Origin of the sequence: Agrobacterium sp. GD03872 (genome assembly GCF_029840625.1) — a bacterium.
Taxonomy (GTDB): Bacteria; Pseudomonadota; Alphaproteobacteria; order Rhizobiales; family Rhizobiaceae; genus Agrobacterium; species Agrobacterium fabrum_A.
Map to the genome: position 1 here is coordinate 84,611 of NZ_JAOCCY010000010.1, position 24,328 is coordinate 108,938.

Sequence of the window (24,328 nt, forward strand, 5' to 3'; positions counted from 1 at the left end):
CAAGCTCCCGGACTGACGGGGGTGATGATGAGCAATCTTTTTTGGTTGACCGACGAGCAGATGGAGCGGTTGAGGCCGTTCTTTCCAAAGAGCCATGGCAAGCCGCGGGTCGATGACCGGAGGGTGCTGAGTGGCATAATTTTCATCAACCGCAATGGCTTGCGTTGGTGCGACGCCCCGCGTGAGTATGGCCCGCCAAAGACGCTCTACAATCGTTGGAAGCGGTGGGGCGACATGGGAGTTTTCGCCCGGATGATGGAGGGACTGGCCTCCGAGGGCACCGAGCAGAAGACCATCATGATCGATGCGACATATCTCAAGGCGCACCACACGGCTTCGAGCCTGCGGGCGAAAAAGGGGGGCCAGGCGATCAGCGCGGGCGTCTGACTCGCAGAACGAAGGGCGGACTGAACACCAAGTTGCATGCCGTCACCGACGCAAAAGGACGTCCCCTGAAGTTTTTCATGACCTTAGGGCAGGTCAGCGACTACACCGGAGCCGCCGCCCTGCTGGGCAGTCTGCCTGCTGCCGAGTGGATGATCGCGGACTGGGGTTACGACGCCGACTGGTTCCGAGATGCGTTGAAAGACAAGGGGATACGCCCCTGCATCCCCGGCCGGAAGTCGCGCGGCAAAGCTGTCCGCTATGACAAGCGGCGCTATCGCCGCCGCAACCGCATCGAGATCATGTTCGGTCGGCTGAAAGACTGGCGCAGGGTCGCAACACGCTATGACAGATGCGCCAAGACCTTCCTGTCTGCCGTCGCCCTCGCCGCAACCGTCATGTTCTGGCTTTGACGATCAATGAGATGCCGTAACGGGGCCTGCGCCGCGACCCACCCGTTACCGTTGCCAAACCGAAGGCAAGCTGGCGCCATTCCCGTATCGGATCCATAGGGAGGACTTCGGGATGATGCTGTTTGTCGGACTGGACGTGTCGCTGGAGAAGACCGCGATCTGCGTGGTCAGCGAGCATGGGAAGATCGAGAGGGAGGCGCAGGTTGCGAGCGAGCCGGAAGCGCTGACGCGCTGGATGGGGGACCTAGACGGCACGATCGCCGCCATCGGCCTGGAAGCCGGCCCCCTGTCGCAATGGCTGCACCGCGGGCTGACCGAGGCTGGACTTGACGTCGTGCTGATGGAAACCCGGCAGGTGAAGGGTGCGCTGAAGGCCATGCCGATCAAGACCGATCGCAGGGATGCCGAAGGGATCGCGCGCTTGCTTCATCTGGGATGGTTCCGGCCGGTCCACTGCAAGTCCGTCTCGGCACAGGAGGTCCGCGCTGTTCTGAACGCGCGCAAGGCGGTGCAACAGGGGTTCATCGCGCTGGAAATGTCTCTTCGCGGGCTGTTGCGGAACTTTGGCCTGAAGGTCGGCTCCATATCGCGCGGCAGGTTTGAACAGCGCATTCGCGAATTGGCCGCAGGCAATCAGATGCTCGAAGCGGCAACAGAGCCGATGCTGCGGGCGCGACTATCGCTCCGACAAGAGCTGGCCGGGCTGGAGCGCCGTGTCCGCCAGCTTGCCCAAGAGGATCCGGCCTGCCGTCGCATGATGTCCATGCCAGGGGTCGGCGCAGTGGTCGCACTGACCTATCGATCCGCGGTGGATGACCCCGGCCGCTTCACGTCCTCGAAGAAGGTCGGGCCTTGGGTTGGACTGACGCCCTCGCGAAACCAGTCGGGCGAGCGCGATGTCTCGGGCGGGATCACCAAGGCCGGCGACGTGAACTTGCGGCGCGCCCTGTGCCAGGCTGCGACGGTCATGATGCACCGCGGACGCGCGACATGGCTCAGGACCTGGGCTGCACAGGTTGCCCGCCGCCGAGGATCGAAGCGCGCGATGGTCGCGCTGGCGCGCCGTATCAGTGTCATCCTGCACCGCATGTGGGTCGAGGACAGCGACTTCCGTGCCGATGCTGCGGTGCCGAATGTCATTTGAGAACCACCGCCTGAGCCAGGCTGCCACCTGACGGCAGGCTTTCGAGGTCCCCCCAGGGACGCGGTTCCGATGATGCCGTGGTCCGGACTGTTGCCCGCGAAACGGAGCACGCCAACGAGATGGGCACATCGGAATTGCATTGAACCAGCATCATGTTGGCGGCCGCCGCGCCGACCACGGACCGAAGCATGCACCCGGGGTGATCTCAGACAAAGGCTGGCCCGAGATGGGCGACAAAGGACGATTGCCTCAACCCATCCGCTCCTCTGCGGGTGAAATCTCACGCCCAAAAGGGCTTGACCGGGACGTCCCCGTTACCGAAGTCTGGAGCCTACGACAGTTGCACTCTTATAGTCTTTTGCGCAGCAGCTTCCGCCCCGCCGCCGAGATTGCCACCCTGCATGGCTATCTGCGCCAGAGGGAAAGGCTGGTCGAATATGCCGCCGCCCATATTCAGCACATGCAGAAGGCTCTGATGGAGATGAACCTGCAGCTGCATCATGTCGTGTCGGATATCACCGGGGCGACGGGCATGCGGATTATCCGTGCCATCGTCTCAGGGGAGCGTGACCCCGAAGTGCTGGCCGTATTCCGTGACATCCGCTGCCATTCCTCCATTGAGGTGATCAAGGCAGCCCTCGTCGGCAATGACCGTGCTGAACATATCTTCGCCCTCACACAGGCACTCGATCTTTACGACTTCTACCAGACCAAGATCGAGGACTGTGACCGCAAGCTGGAGGCCGCCGTTGCCGCACTGACTGTCAGGGCCGATGGGGATGTTCCGGCACTGCCCAAAGCAAGGACCAAGCGCAAGCAGGTCAATGCGCCCTCCTTTGATGTGCGAGCCGCGCTCTATGGCGTTCTGGGCACAGACCTCACCCAGATCCATGGGCTTGGTCCTTCGCTCGCCCTGAAGCTGATCTCGGAATGCGGCACGGACCTGCGGGCCTGGAAGAGCGCCAAGCACTTCACCTCATGGCTCTGTCTGGGACCGGGCAACAAGATATCTGGCGGCAAGTTGCTGTCATCCCGCACACGGCGATCGTCCAGCCGAGCTGCCGCACTGTTGCGGCTGGCAGCGACGACCATCGGGCGCAGCGACACGGCTCTGGGGGCGTTCTACCGGCGGCTGTCGTCCCGGATCGGCAAGCAGAAGGCCGTGACTGCGACCGCGCGCAAGATCGCTGTCCTCTTCTACAACGCAGTTCGCTTCGGCATGACATATCACGATCCTGGCGCTGCGGCGTATGAAGAGCGCCATAGAACACGCGTCCTGGCCAACCTCCAGCGCCGCGCCAAGAGATTCGGCTTTGAATTGGCTCCGTTTCCTGCAACCGAGGCTGTTTCTTAGGAAGGCGGCCGCCTTCTTCGCGAAAGACGCAAGTCGATGACCTTTGCGTTCATCGAAGCGGAGAAGGCAAGCTCCCCCATCCACAGGATGTGCCGGACCCTGAACGTCAGCCAGGGGGGCTTCTTCGCCTGGCGCGACCGCCCGGCCTGCCAGCGTCAGCGACATGACATGATCCATCTCGCCCACATTCGAACAGTGTTCGCCCTGTCGAAGGGCACCCATGGCAGCCCGCGGATGCATCGCGATCTCGTCGATGAGGGCCATAAGATCGGACGTCACCGCACGGCGCGGCTGATGCGCGAGAACCAGTTGATCGCGCGGCAGAAGCGGCGCTTCAAACGCACGACCGACAGCGAACATGCCTTGCCCATCGCCCTGAACCTCATGGCGCAAGACTTCATGGCGGGTGGCCTGGACAGAAAGTGGGGGGCCGACATCTCATACATCTGGACGGCGGAGGGCTGGCTCTACCTCGCCATCGTTCTGGACCTCTTCTCGCGCCCCTCGCTATGGGCCTCGGACCCGTGGCGGCACCATGGCTCGACGTCAGTTGGGTCACGAGTGATCGCCTGAAGCGCAACCTGGCGGTCGAAACCCTGCGCCGTGCTCTGGTGGCTCTCAACCCCGCGCCGGGCCTGGTTCACCATTCCAATGGTGGATCGCAATACTGCTCTGTCGACTTTCAGGCCGACCTGTGAAAACGGGGCATCCTGATTTCCCTCTCGGCGATTGCAGGCAATCGCCTGCCGGCAACGGATGAGCGGGCGCGAGGACTGTTATGACAACTCGATGGTCTTGCGTCGGGAAAACATTCCACAGGACTGTTTCCTGATCCTCCTCACCACCTTCAAGACCATCAAGTCGGAGCTGATCTGGTCGGTCGCCTGGCAATCCCGCCAGCAGGCCGAAAACGCCGTGGCCAGATACATCGACGGTTTCTATAACCCCGTCAGACGGCATTCATCGCTCGGCTTCCAGAGCCCCATCACCTTCGAGCGAAAGGCCCGGGAATTGAGCTAAACGCTCTCCACGAAACCCGGGCAAGTCCAAGCGGGGCACTTGGAAAACCGTGCGTACTTGAAATCGATCACAACATTCTCCACCCTGGCAAGCTCGGGGGCATCGATTATGAAATCGGCTCACGGCACTGCAAGCCGGAAAACGTTGCGACAGAACCCCCACGACGTTTGAGTTTACACGGGAACTCGTTATGGACCTTAACCAAGTTACGTATTTCCTGAACCTCGCCCAAAGCCTGAACTTCACCGAAGCCGCGCGCCAAAGCGGTGTCTCGCAGCCCAGCCTGACACGGGCTATCCAACGGCTAGAAGATGAATTGGGTGGCCCGCTGCTCTATCGCGATGGCAAGGACACGCGGTTGACGGCCTTAGGGCGCGATGTGCAGGTGGAATTCATGCGGATTCAGTCAAGCCTGGACGCGGTGGCCGAGATCGCGGAAACCTCGGTCATCGGGCGTCGGCGACGGTTGACGATCGGGATAGCGACAACCATCGCGCCGGCGACCATGGCGGTGTTCTGGAGGCATGTGTTGGGTCAACTGCCCGCGGTTGAACTTCTGTTCCTGCCGATGCAGCCGGGCGAGACCGAGGCCGAGGTTCTGTCGGGGCGCTATGATCTGTGCGTGCTGACCGATGCGCCCAAACCCAGCGTGAAGCTGACGGTTCAGCCCCTTTACCGCGAACAATTGCGGCTGGCGATGGCGGCGGAACATCCGTTAGCAGCTAAGGCCGAGGTCTCGCTTTCCGAAATGTCGGAAGAGCCCTATCTGGACCGGCTGCACTGTGAGTTTCGTTCGGTTTTGATCAAACATTTCATGGATAGAAACATCGTGATGCGACCACGCCTGCAAAGTGAACGCGAGGACTGGGTGCAACAAATGGTCGCCGCCGGGGCCGGTGTATGTTCATTGCCCGAACGCTCGACTATTGTGGCGGGGATCACCCTTCGCCCGGTCGTCGGGTTGGATCTGTCCCGTCAGGTGTCGCTGGTGGCAGTGTCAGGATCGGGAAATCCGCGCGAGGTGCGGCAGATCCTGGCCCTTGCCGCGGCCCATGATTGGGGTACGCTGCGCCTCTCCTAACTTCGGGGCTATGACAACTATAGCTGCCGTGCACTGGCATTTTTTTCGTGCATCGCCCATCTTTCGGATCAGGAAATTGACCCGGGAGACCTGTGATGACCTACACAAAGTCCGACGACGCGCTGGCCCGGCTGACACCCGAGCAATACCGCGTGACGCAGCAAAACGGGACGGAACGCCCCTTTACCGGCGAATATGACCACCATTTCGAGCCGGGCATCTATGTCGACATCGTCTCGGGCGAGCCGCTCTTTGCCTCATCGGCGAAGTTTAATTCAGGCTGTGGCTGGCCCGCCTTTTCCAAGCCTATCGACAATGTGACCGAACATTCCGACACGTCCTTCGGGATGCGGCGGGTCGAGGTGCGGTCAAAACACGGCGATAGCCATCTGGGCCATGTGTTCAACGATGGCCCGCGCGAGAGGGGCGGCCTACGCTATTGCATCAACTCGGCCAGCCTTCGGTTCGTGCCGAAGGCAGACATGGAAGCCCAGGGGTATGGGCAATATCTCGATCAGGTGGAGGAGAAGAAATGACCGAACGTGCGGTTCTGGCCGGTGGCTGCTTTTGGGGCATGCAGGATCTGATCCGAAAGCTTCCCGGCGTGATTTCGACCCGTGTCGGGTATACCGGCGGTGACGTGAAATACGCGACCTATCGCAACCATGGCACCCATGCCGAGGGGATCGAGATCATCTTCGACCCCGCCAAGATCAGCTATCGGAAGCTTCTGGAATTTTTCTTCCAGATCCACGACCCGACCACTCTGAACCGTCAAGGCAATGATCGGGGGACTTCGTACCGCTCGGGCATCTACTATACGTCTGACGCACAGAAGAAGATCGCCGAGGACACGATCCTTGACGTTGAAGCTTCGGGTCTGTGGCCGGGTCCGGTGAAGACCGAACTGAAGGCGGCGGGTGATTTCTGGGAAGCCGAGCCAGAGCATCAGGATTATCTGGAGCGCATTCCCAACGGCTATACTTGTCACTTCGTCCGGCCGAACTGGGTTCTGCCCAAACGCGCTGCGGCCGAATGAACTCGAGCCCGCCCCGCCATCAGGCGATCATCGGTGACGGCGCCACGGCGGCGGCCTTTCTGGCCTCAGCCGACTTGCGGCCCGGTGACGCGCTGACGCTGATTGGCCCCGCACCGGGGCGTTTTGGTGCGGGGCGGGTCTATGCCGACCATGCCAGCCATCAGCCCTGGCGTTTTGCCTATCTTCTGGATAGGCAGAATACGACACTCGGGGCGGGCTTTGCCGGGTGGCTGGCCGTCAACTGGCCAGAGTTGCGGCAGGAAATCGCTGTCTATCAGCCGCAGCATCTTGACCGCTGGGCGGACAGCCTATCGTCGGGGGATTTCGGGGCCTTTGCCGCCCCCCGAGCCCTGTTCGGCCGCTATATGGCGGAACAGAGCCGTGCCTGGATGGCCAAGCTGGCCGATGCGGGAATCGAGGTGCAGCTGATCGCGGGCCTTGTCACCGACATCGGTCGCCAAAATGCAGAGTTCCGGGTCACCCTTGCCGGCGGAGAGGTGCTCCGGGCGGATCGGGTGGACGTGGCCACCGGAGGACCGGGGAACCAAAGATTTGGTTCGGATGCGGGCCCGACGGCGTTCACGACGCTTCACGGCAATGAAGAGGCGATTGCCAAGGTCCTTCAGCCGGGGTGGGATGTGACCTGCCTTGGAGCCTCAGACGACGTGTTGGATGTGATCCACTTCTTGCGCGCCGCTATGCCGGGCCGGATGCCGAACCTGCACATCATCGGTGATGTGGCGGCATCCGGTCTGGAGCGCGACCCCGTCTTCCGCGCCTTACAGGGGGACGACCGCCTAAAGGTTACGGAAGCCACGGTCGTTTGGGCCTATGCCGAAGCAGCGGGCAAGGTACGTTTGCGGCTGCGGCAGTCGGATGGCACGTCCCAAGAGATCACCGTGCCACTGGCGCTGAACACTGCGGGTCCGGGCGAACAGCTGAACCTTGACCTAATGGTCAGCGGGTTGATCGCGCGCGGCTGGCTGGAACTGGACGAAGAGCGCCGCGCCGTGTCCGTGGGGCCCGGGTTTTCTGCCCGTATCGACGGGTTGCGCTATGCCTCTGACGCGGTCGGCTGGCTGGACGGGGTGCCGTGGCGGCCACAAGAGAACGACTTTGAAAGCCGGGTGCGGCAGATGCGATGCGATCCGGCACAGATGAACTGATCGACACGCCCCTCTGACTGGGCAGAAAGGAAAAGACCATGGCTTTTGGTGGTTTGCGAGAAAAGGCCCGCGAATTACGGGTCAATGAATGGATCGACGGTCAAGGCAATCCGATCACGAAGCCGGTGCGGCTGTCCGACCTGGGCGAGGGATGGAAGATCATCTTTTGTTTTCAGGACTGGTGCCCCGGCTGCCATTCGCGCGGTTTTCCGACGCTGAAGGCGCTTTACAGCGCGCTAAAGGATAAGGGTTTCGGATTTGCCGTGATCCAGACCGTGTTCGAAGGCGCCGAAGTGAACACCGTCGACAAGCTGCGCCTGAACCAGCTGCGATATGAGCTCGATATCCCCTTCGGTCAGGATCAGCCGCCGGCTGGCGAACGCTATCCGACCTTCATGGAGGATTACCGTTCGGGCGGAACACCATGGTTCACGCTGATCGACCCCGAAGGCAACGTGGTTTTTGCCGACTTCCGGCTGAATGCCGGGCGGTTTCTGGCCGCGCTTGACGCCGATGATATCGACCTGAGCCGCACCTGACTGGTCGGTCGGGTCACCGCCCGATCCCGATAACACCTACACGTCTGCAGCCAAAGGCCTGCGCGGAGATCCGATGACTGAACTACCCACCATCACGTTCGACAACAGCTATGCCCAGAAGCTTGAGGGGTTTTATGTACCATGGGCCGGCAGTGTGGCACCCGCGCCCCGGGTATTGCGGCTGAACCGGGCGTTGGCAGCAGATCTGGGTCTGGATGCCGATGCGCTGAACACGGCGGGCGGCGCTGCGATGCTGAGTGGCGGGGTCGCGCCGGAAGGTGCGATGCCGCTCGCCATGGTCTATGCTGGGCATCAATTCGGGGGGTTTTCGCCTCAACTGGGCGATGGGCGCGCGTTGCTCTTGGGTGAGGTGAACGATCGGCATGGTCAGCGTCGCGACATCCACCTGAAGGGATCGGGTCGAACCCCATTTTCACGCGGCGGTGACGGCAAGGCGGTGCTGGGGCCAGTCCTGCGTGAATATCTGTTCGGCGAGGCAATGCACGGGCTTGGGATTCCCACCACGCGCGCGCTTGCTGTCACGCTGACCGGAGAAGAGGTAGAGCGTAACGGCTATGAGAAGGGCGCGGTTCTGGCGCGCGTCGCGGCTTCGCATCTCAGGGTCGGCACCTTCCAGTTCTTCGCCGCGCGGGGCGAGACCGACAAGGTCCGCCAGCTTGCCGATTATGCCATCGACCGCCATTACCCCGATATTGGCGAGCGACCGGACCGTTATCTGGAATTCTTTCGCCGCGTTCGCGACGCGCAGGCAACGCTGATCGCGAAATGGGTACTGGTGGGCTTTGTCCATGGCGTGATGAACACCGACAACACCACCATCTCCGGTGAGACGATCGATTACGGCCCCTGTGCCTTCATCGATGTCTATGAACCGAAGGCTGTGTTCAGCTCTATCGACCAGCACGGGCGTTATGCCTATGGCAACCAACCGCCAATCATGGTCTGGAACCTGTCGCGTTTTGCCGAAACGCTGATCGATCTGGTCAATCCTCAGGACAGCGACGATGCCATTCGCCAACTGACGAACGAAATCAACGCTTTTCCTGCGCATTATCAGGCAGAATGGCTGAGAGGAATGCGAGCCAAACTGGGCCTGTTCAAGGAATTGCCAGGCGATCTGGATCTGATCAATGACTTGATGGCGACGGCTGAGGGGCAACAGGTTGATTACACAGGGCTTTTCCGATCCCTGTCGGTCTTTGTGCGCGGCAACGTGGCCAGTGCCCGTGCGCTTTTTGCCGATCCGACGAAGTTCGACGCCTGGGTCGACCGCTATGTCCGTAGAATGGCGGCGGAGGATATTCCCGATCTGCGCCGTGCCAAGGCGATGGACCTTGTCAACCCGATCTACATTCCACGCAACCATCTGGTCGACGCGGCATTGAAGGCGGCGGCGGCGGGCGACATGGGACCGTTCGATCGGCTCTCTGATGTCCTCTCACGGCCATTCACGCAGCAGAAGGGCGCCGAGGCTTTCGCAGCGCCCGCACCTGCAGAGTTTGGCAAGTTCGTCACCTTTTGCGGCACTTGAAGCGCACAATAAGATCAACGGGAGATACAGACCATGCAATTGAACGCCACCGATGCCGTAACAGCCATCGCTGATCTGATTGAAGCGGGCTACATTCATGATTTCCGTATCCGCGATGGGCAGATTGTCGATGTCGGCGATGGCACGGTCATCGACCCGGCCGGGTTAACCGTCGAGGCACGTCTGCGTTATGCCACCGACGATACGCATGACGATGCCTCGAACGTTTATGTACTGTTGGCCGACGGCGGCGTGCGCAAGGGGTTTCTGATTGATGCCCATGATCTGGAAGGCGAGGGAGCGCCACAATCGCTCGTGTCGCAGCTGAGGGCCGCCGAGGGCGCGGTTCATAGCGAAGGTGCCGAAGAAAGCGACCTGCGCTATGGTGTGCGCAAGGTGCGGCGGCCCGAATTCAATGCCGACCCTGACCGTTATGTCTTGCGTATCGGATTTCCGGATTTCCCGCCGTGCCCCTTTGGTCAAGGTTTCTCGATGCTTGGCTATGATACCGCGCGCCAAGAGTATGTCTGGCTGGCGACCAAAATCATCCGGGATGACCGTCTGCAGCGCATTCCCTACAACGAAGCCGACCAGGGCAACGACAACTGATCCGCAATGCACGGAACGGCAACACAACAGGACGAGGGACCATGGACGAGTTCGACAGCATTATCATTGGGTCCGGTCAGGCCGCGCCCTCGCTTGCCGTGGCGCTGGCCAAACGCGGCGACCGGGTTGCCCTGATTGAGGGGGATCGGCTTGGCGGGACTTGCGTCAACACCGGTTGCACCCCAACCAAGACGTTGCGGAAATCGGCCCGAGTCGCGCATCTTGCGCGGCGCGCGGCGGACTTCGGCATAACGACCGGCCCGGTCGAGGTGGATTTCGCCGCAGCGATGGCCCGGATGCGGGCGCGCAGCGAAACGGCGCGCAAGGGGCTGACCGAGTGGTTGAACGGGGCCGAGAATCTGACCGTCGTTCTGGGCTGGGGAAGGTTCGACGGGCGCACCCAAGACGGGCGCTTCCGGGTCGCCGTGGGTGATCGTATCCTGCTGGGGCGCCAGATCTATCTGAATACCGGCACGCGGCCATTCCTGCCACCGGTTCCGGGAATTGAAACCATCTCGGCACTGGATAACGCTGGCCTTCTGGCCCTGACGGAACGCCCCGATCATCTGGTTGTTGTGGGCGGCTCTTACATCGGGTTGGAACTGGGCCAGATATTTGCGCGGCTCGGTTCGCGGGTCACCATCCTGCACCGGGCCGACCGGCTGGCTGAGCGCGAAGATGCAGATGTGTCCGGGATCATCGCGGACATCATGCGTGGGGACGGTATCGACCTGCGGCTGAATGCCCGTCTTGCATCGGTCGGCCGCAGTATGCGTGGGGTGCTGGTCACGCTTGAGGATGGCGCCGAGATCGCTGCCAGCCACATCCTATTCGCGACCGGTCGGGTTCCGAACACCGATAAGCTGAACCTTGGTTCGGTGGGGCTGACCACGGATGCGCGCGGCTATCTTGCGACAGATGCCCGGCTAAAGACGGCGGTGTCTGGCATCTGGGCGCTGGGTGACATCAACCGTCGCGGGGCTTTCACCCATACCGCCTATCACGACCATGAAATCGTACTGGCCGAACGCGACGGCTTGACCGGTCTGCATCAATGGGCGGGGGCCGATGCACGACCCACGACCTATGCCATGTTCACCGATCCGCCGCTGGGACGGGTCGGGATGACTCGTGCCGGAGCACAGGCCGAGGTGGCCAAGGGGCGGCGTATCCTGATTTCGGATATGCCGATGGAACGGGTCAGCCGGGCCAAGGAAGAGGGCGAGACGACGGGCCTGATCCGTCTGATCGTCGACGGTGACACCGGAGTTTTCCTGGGCGCAACCGTCTTTGGCTTTGCCGGGGATGAGATCATTGCAACGCTGTCGAACTATATGGCGACGGGCTCGAGTTACCAGATTATGCAGCAGGCACTGCCGGTACATCCGACGGTGGCCGAATACCTGCCCACCATCCTTGCCGGGCTGACCCCGCTAGAGACTGCAGATGGCTGACATCACCCTTTTTGGCGAGTTGCGCTGCCACAAGACGCGGTTCTATCAGGCCGCCCTCGAAGAGCGCGGTCTTGCATATGAACTGGCCGAGGTCGACAAGGACTCTGACGCGGCCCAACGGTTGATCGCCCTGACGGGCAGCGCCGACAAGTTTCCCACCTTTCAGATCAGGGGGCGGAAGGTCCGAAACCCAAAGCTGTCGGACCTCGACAAGGAATTGTCCCGCGCCGGCCTTTACGATCCGGGCCTTGTCCATGACGAGCCAAGCCGGCGTTTTGTCCGTCATATGGCGCCGTCGGATGCGTTTGTCAGCTATCACTGGCAAGGCGATCGCATGGTGATGAGCCATATCGAGGTGGACCCGGCCCTGCGCGGGACCGGCGCGGGCGGACGTTTTGCCACCGAGGTCTTCGAGGCGATACAGAGCCGTCCCCACGAAATTCGCCTCACTTGCCCGTTCCTGCGTCGCGTCGCGACGACCCGACCCGAGTGGCGGGAAAAATTCGGCATCGGAGGGTAAGCCATGGTCGCCTTTGAAAACACTCGGTTCGACCCTGATCTGATCGGCTTTCATGGCATCGCCCAGCAGATGGCGGCCTCGGTCGGCTATACCGCCGAACTCTCGGTGGATGCCGGTCTAGCACAGTTGCTGCGGTTGCGAGTTGCGCAATTGAACCCCTGTTCCTACTGCCTGATCCTCCACACCCAGGCGGCGCTTGATCGGGGCATCGGCGCGGCGAAGGTGGCACATCTGCCGTCATGGCGGGAAAGCACCATGTTCAGCGATGCCGAACGCTGCGCGCTTGCCTATACCGAGGCTTTGACCACCTATGACATGGCGACGTTCCCCGGGCGACACGCGGCGCTGACCTCGCATTTTGACGTGACCGCAATTGCCGAGATCGCCGCCATCGTCATCAACATGAACCTCTGGACACGGCTGAAGCTGGCCCAGGGCGCCGTGCCGGTGGAGGACGCGGAATGACCGGGCATGAGGCAGGTTTTGGCGGCGGCTGTCACTGGTGCACCGAAGCCGTGTTCCGGTCACTGTGCGGCGTGCAGACGGTCCGGCAGGGCTTTATCGCTTCGGACCCGCCGCAAGACAGTTATTCCGAAGCGGTTGTCGTCACATGGGACCCGGACGAGATCACCCTCGAGGACCTGATCGCGGTGCATCTTGCCACCCATGCCAGCACCTCGGCGCACAAGATGCGCGGCAAGTACCGCAGCGCGGTCTATGCCCAAAGCGATGCCATCGCCGATGATGCTCGCCAGATCCTTGCACGTTTGGAGGATGAGGCCGGCCAGAGTTTTGTAACGGCGGTCTTGCCATTTCGCACGTTCAAGGCATCCGATCCACGGTTTCACGACTATTACAGTCGCAACCGCCAAGGCCCCTTCTGCGAGTCCTATATCGAGCCGAAGCTTGCGCTGCTGCGCAAACGCTTTGCCCGGCTTCAAAAGGCAGAGTTGCTGAATGGCTGAGGCACTGGTCGTCCTGCTGGCCTTTGCGGCCTATTCGCTGTTCAGCAAGGCGCTAACGCGCACAGTTCTGACGCTGCCGATCCTTTTCACCGGACTTGGCCTGGCACTGAGCGGCCCGCTGCACGACGCTTTTCCGGGCGAGGTAATCCATTCCGGTAAGGTGTTTCTGGCCGAGGCCACGCTGATCCTTGTGCTGTTCGCAGATGCAAGCCACGTCCGCTTTCGACGGTTGATCCTGAGCTGGACCTTGCCAGCGCGGATGCTGGTGATCGGCATGCCGCTGACGATCGCAGTCGGCACCGTGGTGGCTTATTGGCTGAACCCTGCCTCGGGGCTGTCACTGGCGCTGTTGACGGCGGCGGTTCTGACGCCAACGGATGCGGCCCTTGGGCAGGCGGTTGTCGTCAACCCGGCAGTGCCCGAGCGATTGGGCCAGACAATCAACGTCGAAAGCGGGTTGAACGACGGGCTGGCGCTGCCCTTCGTACTCTTGGGCGCAACGCTGGCGTCAACGACGATGGGCCATGCGGTTTCAGGCGGCGATTTGGCGATGGAGGCCGTACGCGAGGTTGTCTTTGGCGCGTCGACAGGCATCGTGATCGGCTGGACGGCCGCGCGCGCCATGGACTGGGCGCAGGGCCGCGACCTGATGCAGGTCCCTGCGGGGGCGGTCCTGTTCCTGTTGTCGGCCTTTGCCGCCTATCTGGCGGCGACGCTGGTCGGGGGTAACGGTTTCATTGCGGCCTTTGTCGCGGGTATGGTGTTCGGCAACACCTATCGCCACGACATCCATTTCATCGGCGAATTCATGGAAGGTGCGGGCCAGCTTTTGACGATGGCAGCCTTCCTGGTCTTTGGCGCATTTCTGTTGCCGCAGGGCTTGGCCCATGCAGGGATTTCGACCGTTCTTTTGGCGGTCCTTTTTCTGACGGTGGTTCGCATGTTGCCGATTTTCCTCTCTCTCTTCGGCACTGGCCTGCCGGCGCGTGAAAAGCTGTTTCTTGGTTGGTTCGGCCCGCGTGGATTGGCCTCGATCCTTTTTACCCTGCTGATGATGGACGAGTTTGACTTCCCGAACGAGGCTGAACTCCTAGCTTGCGTCTCGCTTACCGTTTCGATGTCGATCCTGTTGCACGGCGTCAGCGCAAACCCCCTTGCCCGCCGGATCGGGCATGACCGCAACCCCACGCCCAAAGGATCGTGACCATGACCATGCATATCGAAGTTTTCCGCCATCGGATCGACCCTGACTTCAAGGGCGAGTTTGACGCGCTTTACGAACGGATGGTGACCATCGTGACGGGGCTGAAAGGCTACATCAGCCACAAGGTCTTTACGGCCGAAGACGGCGAGCGCGTCTTGGTTGGCTATTTCGAAAACTATGAGGCTGTCGAGGAATGGGATGTTCATCCCGAGCACAAATACGCCAAAGAGCGCGGCAAGACAGATATCTTCACCGAATATGACGTGATGGTCGCAAAGGTCGTTGAGCACCATTCCAAGATTTTCGGGGAGAAGAAGTAATGCGGGCATTACTGATTCTGGCCGTAAGCGTCTTCGCGACTTCAGCCATGGCGCAGGAAGTCGCTTGGTCTGGGTTTGCGACCATCGTCAACCCTGCGGGGAAGATCTCACTCTCTGGCCTCGACTACCGGCGCAGTTATGTTTTCATCGGCACCTGGGCCGTGGGGGATGCAGATGGAACGCATGAGCTGCATCAGGTCTACACTCAGCCCGAGGCGATTTCAGCTTATCTGGCGACCGGGCAGTTTCCCGATGGGACGGTGATTATTAAAGAGTTGCAAGAGGCCCAGACTGGCGACTTCACCACCGGTAGCGTCGGGCATTTCAGCGCGCCGCTGGGAGCCTTTGTCATGGTGCGCGATACCCAGAAACGATTTCCCGGCAATTCACTTTGGGGCGAGGGCTGGGGTTGGGCCCAGTTCAGGGCTGATGAGACTGCAGCACCCTTTACCGAGGATTTTCGCGCAGAATGTCTGGAATGTCATGAACCCGCCCGTCAGACCGGTTTGGTTTACGTCCAAGGCTATCCCATGCTTGCCGTCGACAGGGAGTGACCTTTGCCCGTTTGCGTTATCTCTCTAAAGCATCTTGTTCCAACGCAAGAGGCCGATCACTACGGCGACCAAACCTACGCATATGGCGAACAAGGCCCAAAAACCACTCGCCATCGTCTCCAAAGGAATACCCGGCAGGTTCACACCGAACATCCCAGAGACAAAGCCCAGTGGCAGAAAGATCGTCGCGACGGCAGCAAAGACATAGGACGACCGGCTCAAATGGCGGTCCTGAATACGCTCGACCTGATCGTTCAGGATCGCGATACGCTCGCGCAGGTTTTGCAGTGTTTCAAGAAATCGCAGCAGACGGTTCAGGGCATCGTCCAGCTGCGCCCTTTCGCGGTCACCAATCACCGGGTGGGGATGTGTGGACAGAGTTTCCAACACCGGGCGCTGCGGGTTCAGGTGGCGCAGAAAGCCGCTGATCCGGGTTTCGGTATCGGCCATATTCGGGCAGGCCTGTTCGGATTGATGAAGGTTGATCAGCCGGGCGATTTCGTCGGTCGCATCCTCAAGCATTTCAACCTGCTCTGCGATCTCGCGCAGATGTTCTTCGACAAGATCGGCCAGAAAGGCACCGGGTGTCTCTGGCCCTTCTCCGGCGATCAACCGAGAGGCGATTTCGATCACGGGATCGACATCGGCCTCGCGCGTGGTGATCACGTTGCCCGGGGTCAGCCACAGGCGGATCGAGACCATGTCTTCGGGCTTGGCCATCTCTTCGCCCTTGAGGTGCATCGCCTTGAGCAGAACCATGATGCCATCGTCGCGCAGCCGAACGCGGGATCGGGTGTCTTCCTCAAGCAGGGCATCCACGATCAGATCATCCAGCTCGGCCTCGTCCATAAGATAGGCAGCCGTCTCGGCATGGCGGATGCACATGTGCAGCCATGGACTGCCATCCTTCAGCCGAAGAAGGTGCAGGTGGCCGGGTTGATTTCGTGCTGTTTGCATGGTCGCTCAATGGGCGCTTCGGGTGATTGGTTGGCCGAAGGCGGTGGAAAACGCCATATGCGCCTCGACCGGGCCGGACAGGATCGCGCCTTGCCCGATGTCGAACGCGCCGAGCCAGCCATGGCGGATATGTCCATCCGCGACCCTGACTGCGATCGGCACCAGGGCCGAGGCCGCGCCCCAGTCTTTTGGATCGGAGGGTGGAACCCTGGCAAGCTTATGTTCGGCGATGGTGGCATCGTCGGCCAGCCGATACAAAAGCAGGAAGGGCATCCGTCCCATCCCCTGACGTTCCAGCCAGCGCGAGGCCACGCCACAGATCAAGCGATCTGCCCAAGGGGTAAGAAGGACAAAGCGCAGAAGCAGCAGGGCAGTCGCAATCGCGGCCACTTGGCCCGCCAGCCCGCTGGTTGTGTCGCTGACACCGAACGCCCCGACCACGACGGTCGCGATCAAAGAACCAAGCCCGATGCTGCCGGTGATCATCAGCGCGATCACCACTTTTCGCCGTTCAGGTGTCTGCAACAGCAATTCCGATTCACTCGTGGTGAATCCCGCCCCGGTCAGGGCCGATACCGCTTGAAACCGCGAAATCTGGCGGGGAACGCCGCTATGTTCAAGCACTACGCCCGCGATCCTCACGATCGTGCTTGTCACCGTGAAAAGGATCACGATCGAAAGCGCAGCACCCATCTAACCTCTCCTGCGTTCTGCACTGCGCCCGCCACATTGGCAGACCGCCCACACCATCCCACCAGCCTAAAGGAATGAACATGATCGACAAGTCCCACCTTCGCGCAACCATGCTGGCATTGACCGAAGCCGAATTGGCACAGGCCCACAAGACCTATGAACGGTTCTTGTCGGGCGCCCGGCTTGACCGCAGCGAGCCGATCGAGAACGACGAGCAGGCGCAGGCAGAAAGATCAGCCGATCTTGCCGAGGCTTTCGACGATCTGGAGCACGAAGCCTCGGCCAAGCTGGCGGCTATCGCCCAGCTGGATTTTGGCCCCCGCAACGAGGTGGCGCCTGGTGCTGCCGTCAAGATCGGAGACCGCTATCTGGTCATTGGCGTCTCGACCGGAGAGTTTACCTGCCAGGGGCAAAAGTTTGTCGGTATCTCGCAAGCAGCACCGATCTACGCGGCGCTTGAGGGCAAGACCAGCGGTGAAACCTGTGAGTTTCGCGGGCGCGTGCTGCGGATATCGGAAATCTATTGACAGGGACCAAGCCCGATGAGCCAACAGCGCAAGGACGGCCGGCCCCGCGTTCCGCCCAACCAGGTTGTCACAACCAAGTTTCCGGTAATGACTGCCGGAACGCCGGATACGGCAGATACCACTTCCTGGACACTGACGCTGGACGGAAACGTCGAGCAACCGGTGACTCTGGATTGGGCGGCGTTTCGCGACCTTCCCCATCAGGATTTCACGGTAGACGTACATTGCGTCACGCGCTGGTCAAAGCTCGATACCAAGTGGCGGGGTGTTTCCATCGCAACGCTCGCTGCATTGGTGCGGCCCGCAGAAGATGCGGCCTACGTCCAGGCGCGCGCCGACGGCGGCTATACCGCCAATCTGCGTTTGCCCGATCTGCTTGATGACAAGGCTTTTGTTGCAACGGAATATGACGGCAAACCTCTGACACCCGAACACGGCGGCCCGGCGCGATTGGTGGTGCCGGATCTTTACTTCTGGAAAAGTGCAAAATGGCTTCGTGGCCTGCATTTCAGCCCCTTCGACTACAAGGGCTATTGGGAGAGGCTGGGCTATCACAACTACGGCGACCCATGGCGTGAACAGAGGTACAGGGGATGACAACGACGTCCGTAGCCTCGGCACTGGTGGATGAGATCCGCGCATGCAGGCGCTGCGCCGAGGACTTTCTAAAGACGGCAACCCGGCATCAACCCAGGCCGGTCGTCTGGTTTCGCCCGGTCGCGCGTATCCTGATCGTCGGACAGGCGCCGGGCATGCGCGTGCACGAGTCGGGCGTGCCCTTCGATGACCGCTCCGGCGACCGGCTGCGTGACTGGATGGGTCTATCCCGCGACGAGTTCTATGACCGGGACCGCGTGGCGGTGGTCCCCATGGCGTTCTGCTTTCCGGGCTATGATGCCAAAGGCAGCGATCTGCCGCCCCAACCACGCTGTGCTGCGACGTGGCGCCAGAAGGTGATGGGCCAGTTGCCAGGGGTCAGCTTGACCATAGTCATTGGCAAATACGCCCAAGGCTGGCACCTGGGAGCCGCCCATCAAAAGGCCGGGGTCACCGCGACGGTCCAAGGCTGGCGAAACTTTGCCCCGGCGAGCTTTCCCCTTCCGCATCCGTCGTGGCGCAACAATGCATTTTTGCGGCGCAATCCCTGGTTCGAATCCGAACTTTTGCCCGCTTTGAAGGACCGTGTTCGGTCCGCCTATTCGCAGCCTTGAAGACAAACACCCCGCAACCCATCCCAGCAGAGGAGCAGCATCGATGGTACAGGCAGTTTGGAACGGCGAAGTCATCGCCGATAGCGACAGGACCGTCGTTGTCGAGGGCAACCATTATTTCCCGCGTGACTCGGTTCGCTCGGAATACCTGGTCGAAAGCACCAGACAATCGGTCTGCCCGTGGAAGGGAACCGCCAGCTATTATTCGCTGAACGTGAACGGCGAAACCAACGCCGATGCGGCGTGGTTCTACCCTGCACCGAAATCGGCCGCAGCCGAAATCAAGGACAGGATTGCATTCTGGCGGGGTGTGAAGGTCGCATAGCGCGTGTGAAAGAGTTTGAAGCGCAGCTTGATGGAGAATGTCTCGATGGAAATGGGATTCGTGGGGTTGGGCCGGATGGGCGCCAACATGGTGCGGCGGCTGCATAAAGGCGGGCATCGATGTCATATCTTCAGCCCGTCGGCAGGGACACGCGAGGGATTGGCCAAAGAAACCGGGGCCATTTCATTTGCTGACCTGACCGCTTTGGTTCGGTCGTTGCCGCAGCCGAGGGCAATTTGGGTCATGGTGCCCGAAGGGGAGGCGACCCAAAGCGTGCTGGCGGAATTGCGCCAATTGTGCGCGCCCGGTGACGTGATCGTCGATGGTGGCAACAGCCATTACAAGCACACAGTCGCAAGGGCAGGTGAAATGGCCGAAAGCGGAATCGATCTGGTCGATTCGGGCACAAGTGGCGGCGTCTTCGGCCTGACGCGCGGGTATTCCCTGATGATTGGCGGGCGTGTGGCAGCGGTTGATCGCCTGCGCCCAGTGCTGGATACGCTTGCCCCTGGGATTGAGGCGGCCCCCAGAACGCCCGAACGCGCGAATGGCCCTGTTGCCCCCGGCGAGCAGGGCTGGCTGCACTGCGGAAAATCCGGCGCCGGGCATTATGTGAAGATGGTCCACAACGGTGTCGAATACGGCATGATGCAGGCCTTCGCCGAGGGGTTCGCCCTGTTCGCTTCGGCGAAGTCGGAACAGGTTCCCGAGGAACACCGGTTCGAGTTCGACCTTCCGGCCATCGCCGAAGTCTGGCGCCGGGGCAGCGTTGTAAGTTCGTGGCTGCTGGACCTAGGGGCGGATGCTCTGGCCGAGGACCCCAGCCTGGCACGCTATTCTGCGCAAGTGTCCGATAGCGGCGAGGGGCGCTGGACTGTAGAAGCGGCGATAGACCAACGCACGTCTGTGCATGTCCTGGCCGCTGCGCTTTTTGCCCGGTTTGCATCGCGGGATCAGGATGAAGTCGGCAACCGGTTCCTATCCGCACTGCGCAACCGGTTTGGTGGCCACCCCAGCTTTGTTAAAAAGAGATAAACCCCAAAAAAGGTTGACAGCCACCGAAGCCCATACCGGATTTTCGGCGGCCATCGGCCAAACGATACTTCGCGAACCGCCCTAATGAAGCCTGCTGGCGCCCTTGCCGCTTCGCGCCGCATCGCCGGAGTGTTTGAGGAGCGCCTCAAGCTGACTCAAGAGCGCTGGATCTTCGGGCCTGAGGATAAGCTGATAGTCCAGACAATGCTGGGCAGCAGACAGTTCGCCGACGTTCAGGAAAGTGCGCTTTAGGTTCTCAAACATGCGAACCAGCATGTCATGCGGATGCGCGTTGGCAAGCCAGCCGTCGTCGAAGCCTCCGGCCGACTGGCGAATGGTTTTGACCAAACCCTCGATCTGCTGTTGTGACACCTTGCTGTGCGAAAACGGATCAACCAGCGTGCCCGAACCATCCGGCTCCGTAATGCGGATCAGATAATGACCCGGAAAGCCAACGCCATGAACGTCGATCCCAAGGCGTTGACCAACTGAGATGTAGATCGCCGCAAGCGAGATCGGAATACCAAGACGATTCTCGATCACGCTGTCGAACAGGCTGTTGTCGGCCGAGAAATATTCCAGCGTATCGCCACGATATCCCAGAACGCCGCCAACGACGTTTGTCAGGAAATCGCTGTTGCTTTGCGCCCTGTCAAAGGAGATTCCGCTTCTGGAAAGGAATGTGTTGACCTGTCGATCCAGCGCAAGGACCGACTCCCTGACGTTGGTGTCTGGCTTTATCTCGGCGGCAAATAGCAGCGCGCAGAGTTCAACGTTGATCTCCGCTGCCGGTTTCTGGACTTCTTCAATGAATTGCTCCTGAACGCTCATGCGGGGTTCCCACCACGTAGCTAGTGTGTCACGGATTGGAAGGTGTCGATTTCAGGCAATCGCGTCTTGGGGTAAGACGACGGCCTACGAACTTCTCAATAAGATGGGATCGGCTCAGTCAGATTCAAGATCGCTCTGCCTCGTGACCTCGTGCGCGTTCTTTCAAATATCGCACGATGTCAAGCGACTCTGGCATCCAGCGGTCCGAACCATCCGCGCCGGTGATGCGCAGCACTGGAACCGTGGTCCGACCGCGCGCTGCCTGAAGATCGAGGCGATGCTGCGGATGATTCCAGACATGGCGCAACTCGACCTCGGCCCCGGTTTCACGGATTGCGTGCAAGACACGCTGACAGAACGGGCATTCAGGATAATAGTAGAGCGACAGTTTCGTCACCTCTTCGGAATTCGGGGGCGTAAAGCGGGCAAGGAAATGATCGGCATAAGAGTCAGGCCAGGGGTGATCCGGCCCGTGCATCGCCAGCCTCTCGTCTTCGGCTATCATCAGGCAGACGGTTAGTTCGGCCACAGTGAAATCCCTGCCGAGCGCCTTTGACAACGGCCCTCGCAGAAAGTCCGCATACCAGATGGCCCAGTCATTATTCTCTCCGGCTTCCGCGTAAGCGAACGCATGGGCCTCGCCGGCTTTCTCGAAGATCCCAACCAGTGCCGACTTGTGGTCATTCATTTTTCAAACCTTCCGATGGAGTGATCACATTTTGACATCCGCGCGAAAACCGCGCCAGCGTAAATGAGCAGTACGGGCCTTCAATTGGCCATGAGGAATGCTTAAATTGGCGCGATGAAAGACACATCCTTCCGGGAATACCGTGAACTTGGCGAGATAACCTGGCTTCGAGACTTTGAAGTCGGCCAAGGTGAAGCCAAGACTTCGGGCAAACCAATTGTCTTGCTCTTTCAAGAGGTGCCAGGCTGTTCCACTTGCGTGAACTTCGGTCAGGATGTGCTGAGCCACCCCTTGCTGGTCGAACTGATCGAAGAGTGTTTTGTTCCGGTTGCCATTTTCAACAACCGTCCTGGAAAAGACGCAGTAGTACTACGCGCCTTCAGCGAACCCGCCTGGAACAATCCGGTGGTCTATCTGCTTGACGCAGAAGGAACCCCTATCGTTCCGAAGCTTTCAAATCGCTATGATCCCCTGGGGCTCCATGATCGGCTGGTCGGTGCACTTGTTGCCAAGGGCAAGGAAATTCCACCCTATGCTCAACTGTTGCGCAATGATCTGATGATCGAGAATGGGCTTGCCCAGCAAGCAATCTATGAAACCCCATGTTTCTGGTCAGGCGAAACGACACTCGCCGGGTTCAACGCGGTGCTCAGCACCGAAGCGGGCTGGATCGGGGGCGAAGAGGTCGTACGGGTGAATTTTGACCCAGCCTTGGCCGATGCAGAAGCTCTTGACCGCTTCGCGATGGGCGAGGGGTTTCGCCGCAGTAAGGGGAGAAGTTTTCGCACAGACGATGCCCCGCAATACTACCTCAGCAAGTCGCGTCTGGCTGAGCTGCCTATTAGCCTGTCGCAGCGCACTCGTATCAATCTTGCGATACCTTACAAGGACGCGCCTGAGCAATTTCTGAGCCCGCGACAGCGTCGTTGGTTGGAAAGGCAGCAAAAGGGATGGCTTGGCAACAGCAAGCTATACAAACAAGACTTCCGCCAAGCCTGGGCGAGTTTCACGGATAAGCCGAGCCCCGGATAGGCCCGCTGAAAGGTGGCCGGCACGGGCTTTGTTGCGCAAGTCGGCTGATGGCCGGAGCTTCCGCATCCTCGGACAGACTTGTCCTGTGACTTCCGTGATTCTCGTGACAAGTGCGGTGAAGCGTAAGCGTTGTTCCGCTCACACCGTGACGGCGTAATTCCACGGGAGCAGTTCACCGATCTGGCTCTGCCTGTGGCCTTGGACGATGGCGGTAAGGGTGGCTGACAGCCATGCGTGGGGATCGACGCCGTTCATTTTGCAGGTCTCGATGAGCGAAGCGATGACGGCCCAGTTTTCGGCTCCGGCGTCGTGGCCGGCGAAGAGGGCGTTCTTTCGGTTCAAGGCGATTGGGCGGATGGTGCGTTCGACGGTGTTGTTGTCGATCTCGACGCGGCCATCGGTAAGGAAGCGGCCAAGTCCGTCGCGGTATTTGGCGATATAGGCGAGCGCTTCGCCCAAGGGTGACTTTGCCGAGGCGCGGGTGCGATGGTGGACTAGCCAATCGTCGAGGCGGCCCAAGATTGGGGCGGAGCGGTCCTGCCGGATGGCCAGTCGGGTGGCGGGGTCGCTGCCACGGATCTCGGCTTCGATGGCGTAGAGATCGCGGATGAGGGCCACGCCTTCCTCGGCAATCGGCGCGGGTCCGCTGCGTATGATCTCGATCAGCTTGCGGCGCGCGTGCGCCCAACAATATGCGAGATGGATCCCCGGACCGATCCGGTCCGCTGCGATCAGGCGGTTGTATCCGGCATAGCCATCGACCTGCAGAATGCCGCCAAAGCCCTGCAAGATCCGCTCGGCATGTTGCCCGCCCCGACCAAAGGCATAGGTGAAGACCACGCCCGGTGGTGCGGTGCCGCCCCACGGTCGGTCGTCGCGGGCCAGCGCCCAGAAGTATCCTGTCTTGGTCTTTCGCGCCCCCGGATCGAGAACCGGGGCGCGGGTCTCGTCCATGAAGAGCTTGGTGGATCGCTTCAGGTCCGCCATCAGTGCATCATGGACGGGGCGGAGTTCGAAGGCGGCGCGGCCCACCCAGTCTGCAAGGGTGGAGCGATCGAGATCAACGCCTTGGCGGCTGTAGATCTGGGCCTGCCGGTAGAGCGGCAGGTGATCGGCGTATTTGCTGACCAGCACATGGGCGACCGTGGCTTCGGTCGGCATGCCGCCCGGGATCAGCCGCGCAGGGGCCGCCGCCTGTGCAACGCCATCGGTGCAGGAGCGGCAGGCATACTTTGGTCGGCGGCTGACGATGACGCGGAACTGGGCGGGCACGATGTCGAGCCGTTCCGAGACATCCTCGCCGATGCAGTGCAGGCAGCCGCCGCAGGCGCAGATCAGGCTGTCCGGTCCGATGACCTCCTCGATGCGCGGCAGGTGCTTGGGCAGCGATCCACGGTTGGCAGCACGCGGTTCGGCAGGGCGCTTGGCGGCCCGATCCTCGGCATCCTCTTCGGCATGGATCACGGCCATGGCCGTTTCCAGATCTTCCAGCGCCAGTTCGAACTGGTCCGGATCGCTCTTCTCCGATTTCCGGCCGAAGACCGCCTGCTTGAAGGCCGCGACTAGCTTTTACAGCCGCGCAATCCGCTCGTCCTTGCGCTTGTCGCGCGCATCCGCGGCGATCAGCATCGCCTTCAACGCAGCAATTTCTTCAAGCAGATCAGCGGTCTTCGGCATAGCGCGGGTCTACCATGGCGGCCCGTCCAATGCC

Annotated in this window: 27 protein-coding genes and 2 pseudogenes; 24 read left to right on the plus strand and 5 right to left on the minus strand. The window is 60.9% G+C overall.

Going from position 1 to position 24,328, the window contains the following annotated elements:
- Nucleotides 1-27: 27 nt before the first annotated feature.
- The 18 genes and pseudogenes from N5D22_RS19515 (at nt 28) to N5D22_RS19600 (ending at nt 15,318) form a co-directional block, all read left to right on the plus strand.
- Nucleotides 28-797 (plus strand): IS5 family transposase gene (locus N5D22_RS19515; protein WP_279657431.1). Its coding sequence is split into 2 segments (ribosomal slippage): nt 28-364 and nt 364-797, totalling 771 coding nucleotides; the frame shifts between segments, so codons are not numbered across the junction.
- A gap of 112 nt (nt 798-909) precedes the next feature.
- Complete coding sequence (locus N5D22_RS19520) at nt 910-1,941, plus strand: IS110 family transposase (RefSeq protein WP_279657383.1); 1,032 nt, start codon at nt 910-912, stop codon at nt 1,939-1,941.
- A gap of 139 nt (nt 1,942-2,080) precedes the next feature.
- Nucleotides 2,081-3,295, plus strand: a complete 1,215-nt coding sequence (locus tag N5D22_RS19525) for a transposase (protein WP_279657384.1) — start codon at nt 2,081-2,083, stop codon at nt 3,293-3,295.
- Nucleotides 3,291-4,315 (plus strand): annotated as a pseudogene (locus tag N5D22_RS19530) (IS3 family transposase); the annotation flags it as partial. The gene N5D22_RS19525 and the pseudogene N5D22_RS19530, both read left to right, overlap by 5 nt.
- A gap of 190 nt (nt 4,316-4,505) precedes the next feature.
- Entirely contained in the window at nt 4,506-5,396 is an 891-nt protein-coding gene (locus tag N5D22_RS19535; protein WP_279657385.1) for a LysR family transcriptional regulator, read from the plus strand.
- Nucleotides 5,397-5,491: 95 nt separating this feature from the next.
- A complete protein-coding gene (gene msrB, locus N5D22_RS19540) occupies nt 5,492-5,932 on the plus strand; it encodes a peptide-methionine (R)-S-oxide reductase MsrB (protein ID WP_279657386.1) in 441 nt (146 codons plus the stop codon).
- Nucleotides 5,929-6,435 (plus strand): peptide-methionine (S)-S-oxide reductase MsrA, encoded by a 507-nt coding sequence (msrA, locus tag N5D22_RS19545; protein ID WP_279657387.1) that lies wholly within the window; start codon nt 5,929-5,931, stop codon nt 6,433-6,435. The genes msrB and msrA overlap by 4 nt, the downstream gene beginning before the upstream one ends.
- Entirely contained in the window at nt 6,432-7,601 is a 1,170-nt protein-coding gene (locus tag N5D22_RS19550; protein WP_279657388.1) for an FAD/NAD(P)-binding protein, read from the plus strand. The genes msrA and N5D22_RS19550 overlap by 4 nt, the downstream gene beginning before the upstream one ends.
- 38 nt (nt 7,602-7,639) lie before the next feature.
- Entirely contained in the window at nt 7,640-8,140 is a 501-nt protein-coding gene (locus tag N5D22_RS19555) for a redoxin domain-containing protein (protein WP_279657389.1), read from the plus strand.
- Nucleotides 8,141-8,213: 73 nt separating this feature from the next.
- A complete protein-coding gene (locus tag N5D22_RS19560; RefSeq protein WP_279657390.1) occupies nt 8,214-9,692 on the plus strand; it encodes a protein adenylyltransferase SelO family protein in 1,479 nt (492 codons plus the stop codon).
- A 33-nt stretch (nt 9,693-9,725) separates the two neighbouring features.
- Entirely contained in the window at nt 9,726-10,301 is a 576-nt protein-coding gene (locus tag N5D22_RS19565; protein WP_279657391.1) for a hypothetical protein, read from the plus strand.
- 41 nt (nt 10,302-10,342) lie between these two features.
- A complete protein-coding gene (locus tag N5D22_RS19570) occupies nt 10,343-11,755 on the plus strand; it encodes a mercuric reductase (protein ID WP_279657392.1) in 1,413 nt (470 codons plus the stop codon).
- Nucleotides 11,748-12,275: an N-acetyltransferase gene (locus N5D22_RS19575; RefSeq protein ID WP_279657393.1), complete on the plus strand. Its 528-nt coding sequence runs from the start codon at nt 11,748-11,750 to the stop codon at nt 12,273-12,275. The genes N5D22_RS19570 and N5D22_RS19575 overlap by 8 nt, the downstream gene beginning before the upstream one ends.
- Before the next feature lie 3 nt (nt 12,276-12,278).
- Nucleotides 12,279-12,740: a carboxymuconolactone decarboxylase family protein gene (locus N5D22_RS19580; RefSeq protein ID WP_279657394.1), complete on the plus strand. Its 462-nt coding sequence runs from the start codon at nt 12,279-12,281 to the stop codon at nt 12,738-12,740.
- Nucleotides 12,737-13,240 carry a peptide-methionine (S)-S-oxide reductase gene (locus N5D22_RS19585; RefSeq protein WP_279657396.1) on the plus strand — a complete coding sequence of 168 codons (504 nt, stop codon included), beginning with the start codon at nt 12,737-12,739 and terminating at the stop codon, nt 13,238-13,240. The genes N5D22_RS19580 and N5D22_RS19585 overlap by 4 nt, the downstream gene beginning before the upstream one ends.
- A complete protein-coding gene (locus tag N5D22_RS19590) occupies nt 13,233-14,444 on the plus strand; it encodes a sodium:proton antiporter (RefSeq protein ID WP_279657397.1) in 1,212 nt (403 codons plus the stop codon). Before N5D22_RS19585 ends, N5D22_RS19590 begins: the two co-directional genes overlap by 8 nt.
- Before the next feature lie 2 nt (nt 14,445-14,446).
- Nucleotides 14,447-14,764 carry an antibiotic biosynthesis monooxygenase gene (locus tag N5D22_RS19595; RefSeq protein ID WP_279657398.1) on the plus strand — a complete coding sequence of 106 codons (318 nt, stop codon included), beginning with the start codon at nt 14,447-14,449 and terminating at the stop codon, nt 14,762-14,764.
- Complete coding sequence (locus N5D22_RS19600; RefSeq protein ID WP_279657399.1) at nt 14,764-15,318, plus strand: cytochrome P460 family protein; 555 nt, start codon at nt 14,764-14,766, stop codon at nt 15,316-15,318. Before N5D22_RS19595 ends, N5D22_RS19600 begins: the two co-directional genes overlap by 1 nt.
- A 24-nt stretch (nt 15,319-15,342) precedes the next feature.
- Here N5D22_RS19600 and N5D22_RS19605 read toward each other — a convergent pair whose 3' ends face one another.
- Both N5D22_RS19605 and N5D22_RS19610 read right to left on the minus strand, forming a co-directional pair.
- Complete coding sequence (locus N5D22_RS19605) at nt 15,343-16,275, minus strand: CorA family divalent cation transporter (RefSeq protein WP_279657400.1); 933 nt, start codon at nt 16,273-16,275, stop codon at nt 15,343-15,345.
- 6 nt (nt 16,276-16,281) lie between these two features.
- On the minus strand, nt 16,282-16,968 hold the full coding sequence (locus N5D22_RS19610; protein ID WP_279657401.1) for a hypothetical protein: 687 nt from the start codon (nt 16,966-16,968) through the stop codon (nt 16,282-16,284).
- A 74-nt stretch (nt 16,969-17,042) separates the two neighbouring features.
- On the opposite strand from N5D22_RS19610, the gene N5D22_RS19615 reads away from it, so the two are divergent.
- The 5 genes from N5D22_RS19615 to gnd are packed head-to-tail and all read left to right on the plus strand — an operon-like array spanning nt 17,043 to nt 20,066.
- Complete coding sequence (locus N5D22_RS19615) at nt 17,043-17,495, plus strand: hypothetical protein (RefSeq protein ID WP_279703369.1); 453 nt, start codon at nt 17,043-17,045, stop codon at nt 17,493-17,495.
- 15 nt (nt 17,496-17,510) lie between these two features.
- Entirely contained in the window at nt 17,511-18,092 is a 582-nt protein-coding gene (locus N5D22_RS19620; RefSeq protein WP_279657403.1) for a sulfite oxidase-like oxidoreductase, read from the plus strand.
- A complete protein-coding gene (locus N5D22_RS19625; protein WP_279657404.1) occupies nt 18,089-18,706 on the plus strand; it encodes a uracil-DNA glycosylase family protein in 618 nt (205 codons plus the stop codon). Before N5D22_RS19620 ends, N5D22_RS19625 begins: the two co-directional genes overlap by 4 nt.
- A 43-nt stretch (nt 18,707-18,749) precedes the next feature.
- Nucleotides 18,750-19,031 (plus strand): DUF427 domain-containing protein, encoded by a 282-nt coding sequence (locus N5D22_RS19630; RefSeq protein WP_279657405.1) that lies wholly within the window; start codon nt 18,750-18,752, stop codon nt 19,029-19,031.
- A 45-nt stretch (nt 19,032-19,076) separates the two neighbouring features.
- Nucleotides 19,077-20,066 carry a phosphogluconate dehydrogenase (NAD(+)-dependent, decarboxylating) gene (gene gnd, locus N5D22_RS19635; protein WP_279657406.1) on the plus strand — a complete coding sequence of 330 codons (990 nt, stop codon included), beginning with the start codon at nt 19,077-19,079 and terminating at the stop codon, nt 20,064-20,066.
- Between the two features lie 81 nt (nt 20,067-20,147).
- Here the strand turns inward: gnd and N5D22_RS19640 are convergent, their stop codons facing one another.
- Both N5D22_RS19640 and N5D22_RS19645 read right to left on the minus strand, forming a co-directional pair.
- A complete protein-coding gene (locus N5D22_RS19640; protein WP_279657407.1) occupies nt 20,148-20,897 on the minus strand; it encodes a transglutaminase-like domain-containing protein in 750 nt (249 codons plus the stop codon).
- A 124-nt stretch (nt 20,898-21,021) separates the two neighbouring features.
- Nucleotides 21,022-21,585, minus strand: coding sequence for a glutathione S-transferase N-terminal domain-containing protein (locus N5D22_RS19645; RefSeq protein WP_279657408.1), 564 nt, complete (start codon nt 21,583-21,585; stop codon nt 21,022-21,024).
- A 114-nt stretch (nt 21,586-21,699) separates the two neighbouring features.
- On the opposite strand from N5D22_RS19645, the gene N5D22_RS19650 reads away from it, so the two are divergent.
- Nucleotides 21,700-22,617: a VPGUxxT family thioredoxin-like (seleno)protein, type 2 gene (locus tag N5D22_RS19650; RefSeq protein ID WP_279657409.1), complete on the plus strand. Its 918-nt coding sequence runs from the start codon at nt 21,700-21,702 to the stop codon at nt 22,615-22,617.
- A 138-nt stretch (nt 22,618-22,755) separates the two neighbouring features.
- Here N5D22_RS19650 and N5D22_RS19655 read toward each other — a convergent pair.
- Nucleotides 22,756-24,294 (minus strand): annotated as a pseudogene (locus N5D22_RS19655) (IS66 family transposase).
- Nucleotides 24,295-24,328: the final 34 nt, after the last annotated feature.